The following is a 17376-nucleotide window of genomic DNA, read 5'->3' on the forward strand; positions in this document are numbered from 1 at the left end:
CGAGCCTGTGGCTCGCGGGCCACGGCGTGCCCCCGGTCGTCGGCGGTGCGCAGGTCACGCTCGTCCCGCTCGGTGTGACCCTGATCGCGCTGTTCACCGCGTGGGCCTCGGCGCGCCGGTCGGGGGTGGTCGATCGGTCGGCCTTCGTCTCCGGAACCGTCGCGTACGCGGTGGTCGTCGGCGTGCTGGGGGCGAGCGTCGCGGGGCCCGTGGCGGGCCTGCGCGGGCTCGTCGGCGGTGCGCTCGTCGGCGGGACCGGGATGGCGGCGGGACTGCTCGCGCGGCCCGAGGCCCCGACGTGGCGCGAGCTCACCCGGCCCTGGCACGGGCGGCTGCCGATCGTGATCGCGACCGCGGCCGAGGCCGCGACGATCGCGTTCGCCTCGCTCGTCGTCGTCGCCGCGCTCGTCGTGACGGGCTGGGTGCTCGCCGGTCGCACGACGATCGTCGCCATCGCCGACGCGCTCGGCGTCGACCTGCTCGGCGGGGCCGTGCTCGCGCTCGCCGAGCTCGCGTTCGCGCCCGTGCTCGTCGTGTGGGCCGTCGCGTGGATCGCAGGCCCGGGCTTCGCGGTGGGGGAGGGCTCGCACTTCGCCGTGGACGCGATGACGGGCGGCACCCTGCCGGCCGTCCCGATGCTCGGCGCGCTGCCGGGCGGGGACGTCGTGGGAGGTCCCGCGGTGCTCGCGCCGCTGCTCGTGGTCGCGTGCGGGACCGTCGCCGGGTGGTACGTGCACCGAGGCCTGCGCGGTCGCCAGGGGTTGCGGGCGTGGAGCGGGTCTGCCGCGTGCGTGGCGACCGCCGTCATCACGGGGCTCGTCGCCGCTGTGGCGATGCTCCCGGCATCGGGTGCGATCGGACCGGGGCGCATGACCGAGCTGGGTGCGCCCGCGCTGCTCGTCGGGGGCGTGGTCGCGCTCGAGGTGCTCGTCGGTTCCCTGCTCGTCGTGCTCCCGACGGACCGGCTGCTGCGTGCGGCCACCGCGCAGGCGCTGCTGCGAGGGTGGCAGCGGCTGCGTCGCCGCTAGGGACGGGTGCGGGTCTCGAACCGCTCGACCCACTCCTCGACCGACTGCCGGAACTGCGTCTCGCACTCCTGGCGCGCGCTGATGGTCAGGGCCCCGGCGAGGCACTCTTGGCGGTCCACGTAGATGGGCCACATGAGCGCCATCCCGATCGAGACGACGAGCCAGAACGCGCTCACGCCCACGCCGCCGATGAGCAGACCGGTGAGCGTGCCGCGCACGCGCAGCCTGATCGCGCGGATCAGTGCGCGGACGCCCACGACGAGCGCGAGCACCGTGAAGACGAGTCCGGCGGCCTGCCACGGCACCGGGAACGAGCTCGTGAGCACGGCCGCGACCATGAGCGCCGCGAACGTGCGGCCCTGACGCGCGAGCGCCGCGACCTGCTCCGGGTCCGGCGGCGTGGCGTCACGCGACGGGGGTGCGACCGGCCGCTGCCCTGGGGGCATGCCCCAGCCCGCCTCGGGACCGGGCTGGCCCCCGGGCGCCGTGGGGTGGCCCTGCGGTGGCGCCCCGTGCGGCTGCGGCGCGCCCTGCGATGCCGCACCGTCGTCGGGCGCCGACGACGGCCGGTCCTCCGGCGGCGCGTAGGGGTTGCTCACCCCGACATTCTCGCCCACGCCACCACGTGCGCCGCCCATCCACATCCCGCCACCCCACGCCGAACCAGCGCCTACGCGCCCTTCCAGCCGCCGAGGCCGGAGTGGGCGCTGGGTCGGTCGCGAGAGGAGGTGGGAGGTCAGGGGGTGAGGTGGGCGCGCCACCAGGCGACGGTCTGCTGGGTGATCCGGTCCCAGGGAGTGGGGTCGAGGCCGAGCAGCGCGTGCGAGGCGGTGGAGTCCATCTCGAACGGCTCGACGAACTGGTAGCGCATGCCGCGGACCTCGCGGAGCACGGGGGAGACGAGCCCGGCCGTGCGCAGCACGACGTCGGGCACGGGGGCCAGGCGCGGTGTCGTCGTCCCGGCTGCTGCGGCCAGCCGCGTCGCGAGCTCGCGGAACGTCAGGGGAGCGTTCGTCGGGGCCATGACCGGACGGCCCCAGGCGGCCTCGGTGCTCGCCGCGGCCGCCATCGCCGCGACCATGTCGGGCAGGTAGGTCCACGAGTGCGGCTGGTCCGGGTCGCCGATCGGGCGGCACGTGCCGCCGCGCAGCACGGGACGCATCAGGCGGTCGCCCGCGTGCGAGTCCCCGGTCGCGTACGGGCCGAGGTAGTCCGACGCCCGGACCTCGGTCGCGCGCACGTCGCCCGCCTGCGTCCGCGCGGCGGACTCGCGCCACATCTGCGCGCGCACGCGGCCCTTCGTCTCGGTGGCGGCGAGCGGCGTGTCCTCGCGCATGACCCCGCTGCCGGCGCCGTAGCCGTACAGGTTCGCGGCGACGACGAGCACGGCCCCGGTCGCCTGCGCGGCGTCCAGGGCTGCGCGGTGCAGACCCGGCCAGACAGCCGGCCACTGGTCGTAGCGCGGGTTGGCGCACTGGTAGAGGGCCGCTGCCCCCGCGGTGAGGCCGGTCAGGGCGGCCGTGTCGGACGCGTCGGCCGCGACGTGCGTCCACGCGCCGGGGACCGTCGGTCGGGTGCCGCGGTCGGTGCCGCCGGACCGGGACACGACGACGACGTCGTGCCCCTGCGACGCGAGCAGGCGGGCGAGCGAGGTGCCGACCGGGCCCTTGCCGATGACGACGTGACGGGACATGGGTGCTCCTGGTGAGGGGGTCCGACGAACGCGAGACACGCGCAGGCCCGGACGCTGGGCGATGCGCGAGGCCCGGCGACCGGCGGAAGTGTGAGCGGTGCTCTCGATTGGTACCCATGCTCACGGGCCGCAGCGCGCGATGTCAAGAGCGGTGCTCACATTGATGATCGGTGCTCACGTCGGGCATCATCGGGCCATGAGCCCCGACGCCCCGACGACCCCCCGGGCGCGAGCGCGTGCCGCGTTCCAGGCGGACCTGCTCGCCGCCGCCCGCGCCCGGATCGCCGCCGAAGGGGCGGCGCAGCTCTCGCTGCGCGCCGTCGCGCGCGACCTGGGCGTCGCCTCGTCCGCGGTGTACCGGTACGTCGAGTCGCGCGACGCCCTCCTGACGATGCTCCTCGTCGAGTCCTACGACGAGGTCGCCGAGGCGTGCGAGGCGGCGCTCGCGCGCGCGGTCGACGACGCCGCCGCCCCCGGGCAGACGTGGCTCGCGGTCGGCCGGGCGTTCCGCACCTGGGCGGTGGAGCACCGGCACTCCTACGAGCTGATCTACGGCACGCCCGTGCCCGGGTACGCCGCGCCGCAGGACACCGTCCCGCACGCGACGCGGGTCTGGGCGGCGGTGGCCGCACCGCTCCTCGACGCGCACGCGCGTGGCGTGCTCGGCCCGTCCCCGGCCGACGGCCGCTCCGACGACCTCGTCGACCCGTTCGCGGTCGAGCTCGCGCGCGAGATGGCGGGCGTCGCGGGGCGGCTCGCGCGCGGCGCTGTGCCGTCCGACGCGGCCGCGGCCCTCGTCGTCCGGTCCTTCTCGCTGTTCGAGGCGCTGCTCGGCGCGCTCTCGGCCGAGCTCTTCGGGCACCTGCACCGCGTCGTGGCGGACCCCGCGCGCGCGTTCGACGTCACGCTCGCGACGGTCGCCGCGGGAGTCGGTCTGCGGGTGGACCTCGCGGGCTAGACTGGGCCCGGCCGTGACTGGCGAAGGTGGGACCGACCACCGGGGAGCGGCTGAAGTCCCCCTGCAGCGCACCGCCCGCCTGGGTGCCTGGGTCCCACCTCGATGCCGACCCAGGAGTGTGCCGTGAGCGCCGTCCCGCCCGTCCCCAGCTCTGACCTCGACCCGGCTTCCGACGAGACCCGCCGCCCCGTGCGCCGCGCGCTCGTCTCGGTGTACGACAAGACCGGGCTGGTCCAGCTCGCGACCGACCTGCACGCGGCCGGCGTCGAGCTCGTCTCCACCGGCTCGACCGCCGCGACGATCGCAGCCGCCGGTGTCCCGGTCACCAAGGTCGAGGACCTCACCGGGTTCCCCGAGTGCCTCGACGGGCGCGTCAAGACGCTGCACCCGCGCGTGCACGCCGGGATCCTCGCGGACACGCGCCGCCCCGAGCACCTCGCGCAGCTCGACGAGCTCGGCATCGCCGCGTTCGAGCTCGTCGTCGTCAACCTGTACCCGTTCACGCAGACCGTCGCGTCGGGCGCCGCGCCCGACGAGTGCGTCGAGCAGATCGACATCGGCGGACCGTCGATGGTCCGCGCGGCCGCGAAGAACCACCCGAGCGTCGCGGTCGTCGTCGACCCCGCACGGTACGAGGCCGTCGCCGACGCCGCGGCCGGTGGCGGGTTCACGCTCGCGCAGCGCCGGCTCCTCGCGGCTGAGGCGTTCGCGCACACCGCGGCGTACGACATCGCGGTGTCCGGCTGGTTCGCGAACGCGTACGCGCCCGACGAGCAGGCCCTCGAGTCGGGCTTCGGCGCGCTCGTCGGGGCGCAGTGGACCCGCGGCGAGGTGCTGCGCTACGGCGAGAACCCGCACCAGTCCGCGGCGCTGTACCTGTCCGACGCGGGCCGCGCCGGTCAGGGCCTGGCGGGTGCCGCCCAGCTCCACGGCAAGGCCATGAGCTACAACAACTACGTCGACGCGGACGCCGCGTGGCGCGCCGCGCACGACCACGGCGACGCGCCCACCGTGGCGATCATCAAGCACGCCAACCCGTGCGGCATCGCGGTCGGCGCCGACGTGGCCGACGCGCACGCCAAGGCGCACGCGTGCGACCCGGTCTCGGCGTTCGGCGGCGTGATCGCGACGAACCAGCGGGTCACCCTGGCCGCCGCGCAGCAGATCGCGCCGGTGTTCACCGAGGTCGTCGTGGCCCCGGGCTTCGACGAGGACGCGCTCGAGGTCCTCACGCAGAAGAAGAACATCCGCCTGCTCGTGGTCGACGCGCCGCAGGGGCCGGTCGTCGAGATGCGCCCGGTCTCGGGCGGCCTGCTCCTGCAGCACGTCGACCGCCTCGACGCCCCCGGCGACGACCCGGCCAGCTGGACGCTCGCGACCGGGGAGGCCGCGGACGCGGACACGCTCGCGGACCTCGCGTTCGCGTGGCGCGCGGTGCGCGCGGTGAAGTCCAACGCGATCCTGCTCGCGAACGACGGCGCGTCCGTCGGGGTCGGCATGGGCCAGGTCAACCGCGTCGACTCGTGCCGCCTCGCGGTCGAGCGCGCGAACGCGGGCGACGTCGAGCGCGCGCGCGGCGCGGTCGCCGCCTCCGACGCGTTCTTCCCGTTCGCCGACGGCCTGCAGGTGCTCCTGGACGCGGGCGTGCGCGCCGTCGTCCAGCCGGGTGGCTCGGTCCGCGACGAGGAGGTCATCCAGGCGGCGAGCGCCGCGGGCGTGACGCTCTACCTGACGGGCACCCGCCACTTCGCCCACTGAGCGGACCGGCCCCGTCCGCGAGCCCCGCACCTGCCCGGTGCGGGGCTCGCGGCTTCTCAGGCGCGTAGCGGGAGCGCGGGGTCGGCGGCGCGCGTGCGCGGCAGGACGGGCAGGTCGGGCGTGGTGAACAGGCGTCGAGCTGCGCCCACGTCCCGCGGGCGGTCGACCGTGAGGACCGCCGCCAGCGCGTCCGTGCCCGGGCGATACCAGAGCGCGGTCCAGCCGGCGCCGGCCGCGGGGTCGCCGCGCAGCACCACGTCGTCGTCCGCGCCGGGCTGGCCGAACAGCGTGAGCTCGTGGCCGAGCTGCGTCGAGAACACGTACGGCGCGCGGTCGGCACGCGCGGCGGTCGCGCCGGGGTGGAGCAGGTCGGCGACGAGCTCGGTGGGGTCGCGCAGCGCACCGTCCCAGTGACCGCCGGGGACCCAGCCGTGCCGACGTGAACGGCGCAGCGTCACGTCGCCCACCGCGCGCACGTGCCGCGGCGCGCCGAGCACCGCGAAGCCCTCGTCGACCCGCAGGGCGCCGTCGGGCTCCCGCGGCAGGCTCGCACCGAGCCACGCGGTCGCGGGCCGCGCGCCGACCGCGGCCAGCACGACGTCGGCCCGCAGGGTCGTGCCGTCGGCCAGGTGCACGCCCGCGCCGTCGACGGCGGCGACCTGACGTCCGGTGAGGAGCCGGACGCCGTGCTCGTCGTACCAGGGTGTCGTCAGCGCGCCGACCTGCGGCCCCAGCGCCGCGGCGAGCGGCGCGGGAGCCGCCTCCACGACCGTGACGTCCACGTCCGCGCGCGCCGCCACACCTGCGACCTCCGCCCCGATCCACCCCGCGCCCACGACGACGAGGCGGTCGCCCGGCCGCAGCGCTGCGCGCAGCTGCTCGGCGTCGGCGGCAGTGTGCAGCGTGCTCGCGCCGGCCCACCCGTCCGGCCGGTGGGCGTGCGCGCCGGTCGCGACCACGACCGCGTCGGCCGTCAGGTCGCCGTGATCGGTGTGCACGGTGACGCCCGCGCCGTGCACGACGAGGCCGCGCGCGGGCCGGTCGAGGTGCACCTCGTCGGCCAGCGACGTGATGTCCGTGCCGACCTCGTCGGCGAGCCACGCGGGCGTCACGCGGTCGAGCAGGTGCTTGGACAGGGGAGGGCGGTCGTACGGCGGGACGCCCTCGGCGCCCAGGACGACGACGCGCCCGGAGTACCCCGCCTCGCGCAGCGCCGCGACGGTCTGCGTGGCGGCGAGCCCGGCGCCGGCGACGGCCACGGACTCCGGGACGGTGGTGGGCGGCGGTGGTCCGGAGGGCGTGGGGCTCACGCGGCAACGGTAGTCTCAGCGGTCGGGAGGCGGGATGGTTCACGAACGCGTGCACGGGCACGTGCACCGGAGCACGGCGCGGTCGTCGGAGCAGGGCCCGACGCTGCACGACCAGTCGACCCCACCCGCAGCCGCGCCCGCCGTCGCCCCGGGCGCACCCGGTCCGTGGGCACCGTTCGGGCCCGAGCAGCCGTCCGGCGGGGAGCCCGCCGTCGCCGAGCTCCCGGGCGGCGGAGCGGTTCCGCCCGTGGCCGAGGTACCGGCGGTCGAGCGACCGCTGGACCCGCGGGCCATCGCGCGGGCCTCGTTGCAGGCCTCCCGGAACGCGTCGCTGTGGTGGACCGGCGGCGGCGTCGTCGTCGCGTGCGTCGTCGCGCTCGTGGCGGGTACCGCGGCCGGCGCGTGGACCCTGTCCGCGATGCTCGCCGCCGCCGCCGGCGTGCGCGCCGTGCGGCCCGAGCCCGGCCCGGTCGCGCTGTCCGTGCGCTCGCGGGCCGTGGACGTCACGATCCTGTGCTTCCTGGCGATCGCGATCGCCGTGCTCGCCGCGCTGCTGCCGACGCCCGAGGTCTGAGCCGCACCACCCACGGGCTGGGTGCGACGTGCACAGCCTGCGACGACGAAGGGGCCCGGGACGATGCCCGGACCCCTTCGTGCCCCTCGTCGCGCGTGCAGCACGCGCGTCAGCGGATCAGCGCGGACCCTCCACGACGACGACGTCCTCGTCCGTGACGTACACGTCGTCCTCCTCGAGCAGGTTGTCCTGGTCGACGGGCTCGGCGGCGAACGCGCGGTAGACGATGCCCGCGAGCGCGGCGCCGAGGAGCGGCGCGACCGCGAACACCCACAGCTGCTTCCAGGCCCACGACTCGGAGAAGATCGCCGCGGCGAACGAGCGCGCCGGGTTGAGCGAGCCGTTGGTCGCGGGGATCGTCACGAGCAGCAGGACGGCGAGCGCCACGCCGATCGCGACGGGCGCGAGGCCGCGGGGGGCGCGACGGTCGGTCGCGCCGAGGATGACGCCGACGAAGACGGCGGTCGCGACGAGCTCGAGCACGAGGGCTGCGAACAGCGTGAACTCCGCGTTGCTGGCGCCGCCGGTGCCCGACACGACGAGCGCGTTGAGCGGCGAGTGCTCGCCGTAGCCGTTGGCGACGCCGGAGAACAGCTCGCGCACGCTCGACTTGCCGAGGGCTTCGGGAAGCGCCGACGGGACGGCGATGAAGATGACGGCCGCGCCGAGCGCACCGCCGACGAGCTGGGCGAGCCAGTAGGGCAGCACGTCCTTCCACGACGTGCGTCCGGCCAGCGCGGCGCCGAGCGTCACGGCGGGGTTGAAGTGGCCTCCGGAGACGTGGCCCACGGCCGCGGCGGCCGCGAGGACCGCGAGGCCGAAGCCGAGCGCCACGCCGAGCGCACCGCCGCCGATCGAGCCGAGGGCCGCGTAGAGCGCGACCCCCAGGCCGACGAGGACGAGCACGAACGTGCCGAACGCCTCGGCGCCCAGCCGAGCGGGCAGGCTCGGGCCCTCGACGACGACGGAGCCGGCGGGGATGACGTACGCGTCGTAGTCGAGCTCGTCGGCGGCCGGCTGCCCGACGGGCGGGGCGGGCTCCGACTGCGCGGGGGGCGCCGCGACGCTCTCCTCGGCGGGCTCCACGGGGGTCGCCGGGGCGGGGGCCGCGGGAGCGGCGGCCGGGTCGACTGCGGGCTCGACGACGGGGTCGACCGCGGGCTCGGTGCCCTGCGGATCCGGCGTGCCGGCGGTGTTGTCCTGGGACATGGCGGTCCTGTCGGTGGGTTCGAGTGGTTCGCGGGCCAATATGCCAGTCCCAGCCGTGCAGCGCGGGTGCGATCACGCACCAAAATCGGTGACGACGGCGTCGGACGTGACCAGCCTCGCCCTGGATCGTCGGTCGAGATCTCTTGATGTCGAGTAATCTTGGGGCGGCCCAGTTCTCAGCAAGGAGTCCCGCATGGCGAAGATCAAGGTAGTCGGCCCGGTCGTCGAGCTCGACGGCGACGAGATGACGCGGATCATCTGGCAGTTCATCAAGGACCGCCTGATCCACCCGTACCTCGACATCGACCTGCGGTACTACGACCTGTCGATCGAGAACCGCGACGCGACCGACGACCAGGTGACGGTGGACGCGGCGCACGCGATCAAGGAGCACGGCGTCGGCGTCAAGTGCGCGACGATCACGCCCGACGAGGCGCGCGTCGAGGAGTTCGGCCTCAAGAAGATGTGGCTGTCGCCGAACGGCACGATCCGCAACATCCTCGGTGGCGTGGTCTTCCGCGAGCCGATCATCATCTCGAACATCCCGCGCCTGGTCCCGGGCTGGAACAAGCCGATCATCATCGGCCGTCACGCCCACGGCGACCAGTACAAGGCGACGAACTTCAAGGTCCCGGGCGCCGGCACGCTCACGCTGACGTTCACGCCGGCCGACGGCTCCGAGGAGATCAAGCAGACGGTCGTCACCTACCCCGAGGCGGGTGGCGTGGCGATGGGCATGTACAACTTCAACGAGTCGATCCGCGACTTCGCGCGCGCCTCGTTCGCGTACGGCCTGCAGCGCGGCTACCCGGTGTACCTGTCGACCAAGAACACGATCCTCAAGGCCTACGACGGCGCGTTCAAGGACATCTTCCAGGAGGTGTTCGACGCCGAGTTCAAGGCGGACTTCGACGCGGCCGGCCTGACGTACGAGCACCGCCTGATCGACGACATGGTCGCCGCCGCGATGAAGTGGGAGGGCGGCTACGTCTGGGCGTGCAAGAACTACGACGGTGACGTGCAGTCCGACACGGTCGCGCAGGGCTTCGGCTCGCTCGGCCTGATGACGTCGGTGCTCATGACGCCCGACGGCAAGACGGTCGAGGCCGAGGCGGCGCACGGCACGGTCACGCGGCACTACCGCCAGCACCAGGCGGGCAAGCCGACGTCGACCAACCCCATCGCGTCGATCTTCGCGTGGACCGGTGGGCTCAAGCACCGCGGCAAGCTGGACTCGACCCCCGAGGTCACGCAGTTCGCCGAGACGCTCGAGGACGTCGTCATCACGACCGTCGAGAGCGGCAAGATGACCAAGGACCTCGCGCTCCTGATCGGCCCGGACCAGCCGTGGCTCACCACGGAGGAGTTCCTGGCGGCGCTCGACGAGAACCTCGCGGCGCGCCTGGGCTGAGCCCCGCACCGACGTCGACGGCGTCCTCCCCGGCCAGGGGAGGGCGCCGTTCGTCGTCTCCGCAGGTCCGCACGCTGCCCGGGACCTTGCGGGGCGACGCGCGCGCTCGTCGTCGTCGCCGGGCGGTTTCGGGTGGTTGGTCACGGGACGGGCACAACGCTCGCAAGGTCTTGCTGCAAGTTGCCGTAAGCCAGTACGTTGCCGCCAGTCCGTCGACGCCGCTGTCGCCGGAGCCCCGTGGGCGGTCGCCGCAGCGACCGTCCGCGCGGGGAGCACCTCACCGCATGCCCGCGCCCTGCGCGGAGACGAAGGAGTCGCCGCATGTCCAGCGTCCTCGCGCGAGCCCGTCGCCCCCTGTCGGCGCTCACCGCCACGGCCCTCGCCCTCGCGGGCGCGGTCGTCGTCCAGCAGACCGCCGCCGCCGACGACGAGACGTCGTACACGCTCGTCGGCGACCTGCAGTCCGAGCTCGGCTGCCCGGCCGACTGGGACCCCACCTGCACGACGGGTGACCTCGCACCCGTCGACGGGCGCACGGGCCACTACGCCGCGACGGTGACGCTGCCCGGCGGCGAGTACGCGTTCAAGGTCGTCGCCGACCACGCCTGGGACACCGCGTACGGCTTCGCGGGCTCGAGCGACGCGGGGGCCGCGAACATCCCGCTCGTGCTCGCCGGCAGCACGCGCCTGCTGGTCGACTTCGACCTCGCGACCGGCCGCACGACGCTCACGCCGCTGGACCTGCAGGACGACGCCGAGCAGGACGCGACGCCCGTCGCCCCCGTGCGTCAGCCGGGCTCGGGCGAGCAGCTCTACTTCGTCATGACCGACCGCTTCGCGAACGGCGACGAGGCGAACGACCAGGGCGGCGTGACGGGAGACCGCCTGACGACGGGCTTCGACCCGACGGACAAGGGGTTCTACCAAGGCGGGGACATCGCCGGGCTGCGCGGCAAGCTCGACTACATCAAGGGCCTGGGCACGACGGCCATCTGGCTGACGCCGTCGTTCACGAACAAGTACGTGCAGGGTGCGGGGACCGACGACGTCTCGGCCGGGTACCACGGGTACTGGGTCACGGACTTCACGTCGATCGACCCGCACTACGGGTCGAAGGCCGAGCTGGCGGAGCTCATCGACGACGCGCACGACCTGGGCATCGACGTCTACTTCGACATCATCGCGAACCACACCGCGGACGTGATCCAGTACGCGCAGGCGCCGCAGGCGGGCGCCGACCCGTACCCGTACGTCTCGCAGGCCGAGCGGCCCTACACCGACGCCGACGGCGAGGAGTTCGCGCTGTCCGACGTCGTCGGCACGACGTTCCCCGAGCTCGACGCCGCGACGTCGTTCCCGTACACGCCGGTCGTCAGCCCGGACGAGGCCCACGTCAAGGTCCCGGCCTGGCTCAACGACCCGACGCTCTACCACAACCGTGGGAGCTCGACCTATGCGGGGGAGTCCTCCACGCTCGGCGACTTCGGCGCGCTCGACGACCTCATGACGGAGAACCCCGTCGTCGTCGACGGCATGGCCGACATCTTCTCCGACTGGGTCGACTTCGGGATCGACGGCTTCCGGATCGACACCGTCAAGCACGTGAACATGGAGTTCTGGCAGTCCTGGACGCAGCAGGTCATGGACCACGCGCGCGCCACGGGCAAGGACGACTTCTTCATGTTCGGCGAGGTCTACGACGCCGACGCGACGAAGACGAGCCCGTACGTGCGCGAGACGCAGATGAGCTCGGTGCTCGACTTCGCGTTCCAGTCCGCCGCGTCGGGCTACGCGGGCGGCGGCTCGGCCAAGAGCCTGGCGGGCCTGTTCGCGTCCGACGACTACTACACGACCGCCGACTCGAGCGCGTACGCGCTGCCCACGTTCCTCGGCAACCACGACATGGGTCGCATCGGGTACTTCCTGCGCGGCAAGGACGCCGCCGTGCAGCGTGACGTGCTCGCGCACCAGCTCATGTTCCTCACGCGCGGCCAGCCGGTCGTCTACTACGGCGACGAGCAGGGCTTCGTCGGCACCGGTGGCGACAAGGACGCCCGCCAGTCGCTGTTCGGCACGCAGGTCGACTCGTACGCCGAGCAGCCGCTGATCGACGGCACGACGCTCGGCACGGGCGACCACTACGGCACGGACGGCACGCTGTACGAGGCGATCGCCGAGCTCGGTGCGTTGCGCGCCGACCACCCCGCACTCGTCGACGGTGCGCAGGTCGAGCAGGCGGTCGCCGACGGCACGGGCGTGTACGCGTTCTCGCGCGTGGACCGCGACGAGCGCGTCGAGTACCTGGTCGCGGTGAACAACGCGACGACGACGAAGACCGCGACGTTCTCGCCGCTCAGCCCCGACGCGACGTTCGAGGCGCTGTACGGCGCGACGGGGACGGTCGTCGCGGACGGCGACGTGACGCTCTCCGTGCCGGCGCTGTCGGCCGTCGTGTACCGCGCGACGAGCACCCTGCCGGCACGCTCGAGCGCGATCGACGCGACCTTCGACGGGGATCCGGGCCTGCCGGTGACCCCGCTCGAGGAGCTCTCCGTGAGCCTCGACGAGGAGGCGTACGCCGAGACCACGTTCGCCTACCGCGTCGCGGGCGACGACGAGTGGACGACCCTGGGCACGTCCGACACGGGCACCCCGCGCGTGTTCCACACGACCGCGGGCCTCGCGGCCGGCGCGCTCGTCGAGTACCGCGCGGTCGTCGCCGACGCGAGCGGCCACGAGTCGGTCGCCACGACGTTCGCGACCGTGGGCGAGGGGTACGGCCCGGGCACGCCCGTGGTCGCGGACGCCGAGAGCATCGTGACCATCCCCGGCGAGCACAACTCGGAGATGGGGTGCGCGGCCGACTGGCAGCCCACCTGCACCGCGGCCGAGCTCACGCTCCAGGCCGACGGCCGCTGGTCGGGCACGTTCACGCTGCCCGCCGGCACGTACCAGTACAAGGCCGCGATCGGCGCGGCGTACTACGAGGCGCAGGGCGCTCAGAACGGCGCCTGGCACGAGAACTACGGCGAGGACGGGATCAAGAACTCGCCGAGCGGCAACCTCACCTACACGGTGACCGACCCGGACCGCCCGGTGACGTTCTGGTACGACCCGTCGACGCACCGCGTGACCAACGACGCCGCGGGTGCGGTCTACACGGTCGCGGGCGACTTCCAGTCCGAGCTGGGCTGCGCCGCCGACTGGAGCAGCACGTGCCTGACGGCCCTGCTCGCCGACCCCGACGGGGACGGCGTGTGGACCTACACGACCTCGGCGATCCCGGCGGGCAGCTACGAGGCCAAGGCGATCAAGGGCTTCGACTGGGCGACGAGCTACGGCACGGCCGCCGGCGGCAACGTCGCGTTCTCGGTGACCGCCGAGACGCCGACCGCCACGTTCAGCCTCGACACGGCGACCGGCGTGCTGAGCATCGCCGCGGGTACGCCCGAGGAGCCGGGTGAGCTCCTGGTCACCGTGCCCGGGAGCCACAACTCGGAGATGGGCTGCCCCGGCGACTGGGCACCCGACTGCCCGCAGGCGGCCCTCACGCTGCGCCCGGGCGGGGTCTACGCGGGGACGTTCTCGCTCCCGGTCGGCGACTACGAGTACAAGGTCGCGATCGGCGGCTCATGGGCCGAGAACTACGGGGTCGGCGGCGTGCGGGACGGCGCGAACGCCGCGTACGCGCTGACCGCGACGACCGACGTGACGTTCGTCTACGACCCTGTCAGCCACCTGTTCACCTCGAGCGCGCAGGGCCCGCTGTTCACGCTGGCCGGCGACTTCCAGTCCGAGCTCGGCTGCCCGGGCGACTGGCAGCCGGAGTGCCTCGCGGCGCTGCTCCAGGACGCCGACGGGGACGGGACGTACGAGTTCACGACGACGAGCCTGCCGACCGGCTCCTACCAGGTGAAGGTCACCCAGGACCTGTCCTGGACCCTCAACTGGGGCGCCGGCGGCGTGCCGGGCGGCGACAACATCGCGTTCTCGGCCACCGAGGGCAAGCAGGTGCAGTTCTCGTTCGACTCGGCGACGAAGGTGCTCACCGTGACCGTCCAGGACCCGCCCCTGCCGGGGACGGGACAGGCCCGCGCGCACTGGGTGAGCGCCGACACGCTCGCCTGGCCGCGCGACCTGGTGGACGCCGACCCGGCCGGCCTGACGTTCTCGCTGCACGAGTCGCCGTCGGGCGGTCTCGAGCTCGTCGACGGCGAGGTCACGGGCGGCATCACCGTGCCGCTGACCTACGACCCGGCGGGCCTGCCGGCGGACGTCACGACGACGTTCCCCGCGCTGGCCGGCTACGCCGCGCTGCGCGTCGGCCCCGCGGACGCCGCCGCGCTCCTGAAGGGCGAGCTGCGGGTCCTGGCCGCGTCCGACACCGGCCCGGTCGCCTTCACCGGGGTGCAGATCCCGGGCGTCGTCGACGACCTGTACGCCGACGCGGCGCAGGATGCCGAGCTGGGCGTCACGTGGGACGGCGACGTCCCGTCGTTCGCGCTGTGGGCGCCCACCGCCCAGGACGTGGACCTGCTGCTGTGGACCGGTGCGACGTCGGGCACGCCGCAGCGCGTCCAGGCCGAGCGCGGCACGGACGGCGTGTGGCGCGTCACGGGCGAGGCCGGCTGGACGGGTGCCGCCTACCGGTACGCGGTCACCGTGTACGCGCCGTCGACCCGCACGGTCGTCGAGAACGCCGTGACGGACCCGTACTCGGTCGCGCTCACGACGAACTCGACCCACTCGGTCGTCGTCGACCTGTCCGACCCGAGCACGCAGCCCGCCCTGTGGGCGGACACGCCCGCGCCCGTGGTCGAGCAGGACGTCGACCGGGCGATCTACGAGCTGCACGTGCGGGACTTCTCGATCGAGGACGAGACCGTCCCGGCCGACGAGCGCGGCACCTACCTGGCGTTCGCGCGCGACAGCGCGGGCATGCGGCACCTCGCCCAGCTCGCCGCGGCGGGCCTGGACACCGTCCACCTGCTGCCGACCTTCGACATCGCGACCATCCAGGAGGACCGCACCCAGCAGGCCGAGCCCGACTGCGACCTCGAGTCGTACGGGCCCGCGGCGACCGAGCAGCAGGCGTGCGTGGGTGCGGTCGCGGACGCCGACGGCTTCAACTGGGGCTACGACCCGTTCCACTACCAGGCGCCCGAGGGCTCGTACGCCGTCAACCCGGACGGCGCGGCGCGCGTGGGTGAGTTCCGCACGATGGTCGGGGCGCTGCACGCGACCGGGCTGCAGGTCGTGCTCGACGAGGTCTACAACCACACGTCGGCGGCGGGCCAGGCGGACACCTCGGTGCTCGACAAGGTCGTGCCCGGGTACTACCACCGCCTCGACGCGGCCGGGAACGTCCAGACGAGCACGTGCTGCTCGAACGTCGCGACCGAGCACGCGCTCGCGGGCAAGCTCATGGTCGACTCCGTGGTCCTGTGGGCCAAGGAGTACAAGGTCGACGGCTTCCGGTTCGACCTGATGGGCCACCACTCGGTGGCCAACATGCAGGCGGTCCGCGACGCGCTCGACGAGCTGACCCTCGCCGACGACGGCGTCGACGGGTCTGCGATCTACCTGTACGGCGAGGGCTGGAACTTCGGCGAGGTCGCCGACGACGCCCTGTTCGAGCAGGCGCGGCAGGGCAACCTCGGCGGGACGGGCATCGGCACGTTCTCCGACCGGCTGCGCGACGCCGTGCGCGGCGGCGGGCCGTTCGACGAGGACCCGCGCGTGCAGGGCTTCGGCTCGGGCCAGTACACCGACCCGAACGGCGCCGCGGTCAACGGTGACGAGGCGGCTCAGCTCGCCTCGATCCGGCATCAGGGCGACCTGGTGCGGCTCGGCCTGGCGGGCAACCTCAAGGACTACGCGTTCCGGACGAGCGACGGGACCGTGCGCAAGGGCAGCGAGATCGACTACAACGGCCAGCCGGCCGGGTACGCGACCGAGCCCGACGAGGTCGTCACGTACGTCGACGCGCACGACAACGAGACGCTGTGGGACTCGCTCACGATGAAGCTCCCGCAGGCGACCTCGATGGACGACCGCATCCGGATGAACACGCTGTCGCTCGCGACGACCGCGCTCGCGCAGACCCCGTCCTTCTGGCACGCCGGGGCGGACCTGCTGCGCAGCAAATCGCTCGACCGCAACAGCTACAACTCGGGCGACTGGTTCAACGCGATCGACTGGACCGGGCAGGACAACGGCTTCGGCCACGGTCTGCCGCCGGCCGCCGACAACCAGGCGAAGTGGCCGTACCAGACGCCGCTGCTGCAGGACGCGACGCTCAAGCCGTCGGCCGACGAGGTCGCGACGGCCGGCGCCCAGGCGCTCGACCTGCTGCGGCTGCGCTCGTCGACCCGGCTGCTGCGCCTCGGCACGGCGGACGCGATCGAGCAGAAGGTCACGTTCCCCGGCAGCGGTCCGGACGCCACGCCCGGCGTGATCGTCATGCAGGTCGACGACACGGCAGGCGCGGACGTGGACCCCGCGCTCGACGGTCTGCTCGTCGTCTTCAACGCGGGGCCGACCGCGACCACGCAGGTCGTCGACGGTCTCGTCGGACGGGGTTACGCACTCTCGCCGGTCCAGGCTGAGGGCGCCGACGCCGTCGTGAAGGCGACCACGTGGGACGAGGCCACCGGGACCGTCACGGTGCCGGCGCGCACGGTCGCGGTGCTGGTCGAGGAGCAGGAGGGCACCGAGCCCACGCCCACCCCGACCCCGACCGCGACCCCGACCGCCACCCCGACGCCCACGCCGACGGGCACCGCGACCCCGACGCCGAAGCCCACGAAGACGGCCAAGCCGACGCCCACGCCCAAGCCGACGAAGACGGCCCGGCCGACCCCACCGCCGAAGCCGACGCACTCGGCCACACCGAAGCCGCCGAAGCCGACGCACACGGCCAAGCCGAAGCCGCCGAAGCCGACTCATTCCGCCAAGCCGAAGCCGCACCCGCGCCCGCACGTCGAGCTGTCGGCGGACGCGGCGCGCCGCGGCAGCGCGGTCGACGTGCGCGGTGCGGGGTTCCAGCCCGGCGAGCAGGTCCAGGTGTGGCTGCACTCGACGCCCATGCTCCTGCTGGGCGTGACGGCCTCGTCGGACGGTGAGGTCGACGCCGCGGTGACCATCCCGGTGGCGACACCTGTCGGTGACCACACGCTCGAGGTGCGCGGCCTGGCCTCCGGGGTCGGCGGCGGCACACCGCTGCAGGTCGTCGAGGCCGACGCGGCGCTCGAGGTCACCGGGTCGGACGCGGGCGCACTGGCGGCGCTGGGAGCCGTCGCGCTGGCCGCGGGGCTGGTGCTCCTGCTGCTGGTCCGCCGTGGCCGCAGGCTCGGGGAGGAGTGACGCGCGAGGCGTGACCGGCGCGCGACGAGCGCACGGACGACGCAGGGGCCCGGCCGGTGGGCCGGGCCCC

10 protein-coding genes and 1 riboswitch are annotated in these 17376 nt (G+C 74.0%); of the genes, 6 read left to right on the forward strand and 4 right to left on the reverse strand.

What is annotated here, in order from left to right:
- On the forward strand, window positions 1-1028 hold a 1028-nt coding region (locus CGE01nite_RS17030; protein ID WP_170210986.1), incomplete at its 5' end, for a cell division protein PerM.
- Here the strand turns inward: CGE01nite_RS17030 and CGE01nite_RS14105 are convergent.
- A complete protein-coding gene (locus tag CGE01nite_RS14105; protein WP_141371458.1) occupies window positions 1025-1627 on the reverse strand; it encodes a hypothetical protein in 603 nt (200 codons plus the stop codon). The two genes, CGE01nite_RS17030 and CGE01nite_RS14105, sit on opposite strands and share 4 nt — an antisense overlap.
- 137 nt (window positions 1628-1764) lie before the next feature.
- Window positions 1765-2721 (reverse strand): NAD-dependent epimerase/dehydratase family protein, encoded by a 957-nt coding sequence (locus CGE01nite_RS14110; RefSeq protein WP_141371459.1) that lies wholly within the window; start codon window positions 2719-2721, stop codon window positions 1765-1767.
- Window positions 2722-2917: 196 nt separating this feature from the next.
- Here CGE01nite_RS14110 and CGE01nite_RS14115 point away from each other — a divergent pair, with 196 nt between their 5' ends.
- Both CGE01nite_RS14115 and purH read left to right on the forward strand, forming a co-directional pair.
- A complete protein-coding gene (locus tag CGE01nite_RS14115) occupies window positions 2918-3679 on the forward strand; it encodes a TetR/AcrR family transcriptional regulator (RefSeq protein ID WP_170210987.1) in 762 nt (253 codons plus the stop codon).
- Window positions 3680-3682: 3 nt separating this feature from the next.
- A riboswitch (ZMP/ZTP riboswitch) is annotated at window positions 3683-3771 on the forward strand.
- 10 nt (window positions 3772-3781) lie between these two features.
- Complete coding sequence (gene purH / locus CGE01nite_RS14120; RefSeq protein ID WP_141371461.1) at window positions 3782-5437, forward strand: bifunctional phosphoribosylaminoimidazolecarboxamide formyltransferase/IMP cyclohydrolase; 1656 nt, start codon at window positions 3782-3784, stop codon at window positions 5435-5437.
- A gap of 56 nt (window positions 5438-5493) precedes the next feature.
- Here the strand turns inward: purH and CGE01nite_RS14125 are convergent, their stop codons facing one another.
- The gene (locus tag CGE01nite_RS14125) at window positions 5494-6747 is read right to left on the reverse strand and encodes an NAD(P)/FAD-dependent oxidoreductase (RefSeq protein WP_141371462.1); all 1254 of its coding nucleotides are present in this window, start codon (window positions 6745-6747) and stop codon (window positions 5494-5496) included.
- A 34-nt stretch (window positions 6748-6781) separates the two neighbouring features.
- On the opposite strand from CGE01nite_RS14125, the gene CGE01nite_RS14130 reads away from it, so the two are divergent.
- The gene (locus CGE01nite_RS14130; RefSeq protein ID WP_082156425.1) at window positions 6782-7321 is read left to right on the forward strand and encodes a DUF3017 domain-containing protein; all 540 of its coding nucleotides are present in this window, start codon (window positions 6782-6784) and stop codon (window positions 7319-7321) included.
- A gap of 117 nt (window positions 7322-7438) precedes the next feature.
- On the opposite strand, the gene CGE01nite_RS14135 is transcribed toward CGE01nite_RS14130, so the two are convergent.
- Complete coding sequence (locus CGE01nite_RS14135) at window positions 7439-8530, reverse strand: aquaporin (RefSeq protein ID WP_229747372.1); 1092 nt, start codon at window positions 8528-8530, stop codon at window positions 7439-7441.
- Between the two features lie 193 nt (window positions 8531-8723).
- Here CGE01nite_RS14135 and CGE01nite_RS14140 point away from each other — a divergent pair, with 193 nt between their 5' ends.
- Both CGE01nite_RS14140 and pulA read left to right on the forward strand, forming a co-directional pair.
- The gene (locus tag CGE01nite_RS14140; protein ID WP_048343560.1) at window positions 8724-9941 is read left to right on the forward strand and encodes an NADP-dependent isocitrate dehydrogenase; all 1218 of its coding nucleotides are present in this window, start codon (window positions 8724-8726) and stop codon (window positions 9939-9941) included.
- 321 nt (window positions 9942-10262) lie between these two features.
- Window positions 10263-17306 carry a pullulanase-type alpha-1,6-glucosidase gene (pulA, locus tag CGE01nite_RS17380; RefSeq protein WP_229747373.1) on the forward strand — a complete coding sequence of 2348 codons (7044 nt, stop codon included), beginning with the start codon at window positions 10263-10265 and terminating at the stop codon, window positions 17304-17306.
- The last annotated feature ends 70 nt before the right edge of the window (window positions 17307-17376 follow it).

This window comes from Cellulomonas gelida, assembly GCF_006538725.1.
GTDB lineage: Bacteria > Actinomycetota > Actinomycetes > Actinomycetales > Cellulomonadaceae > Cellulomonas > Cellulomonas gelida.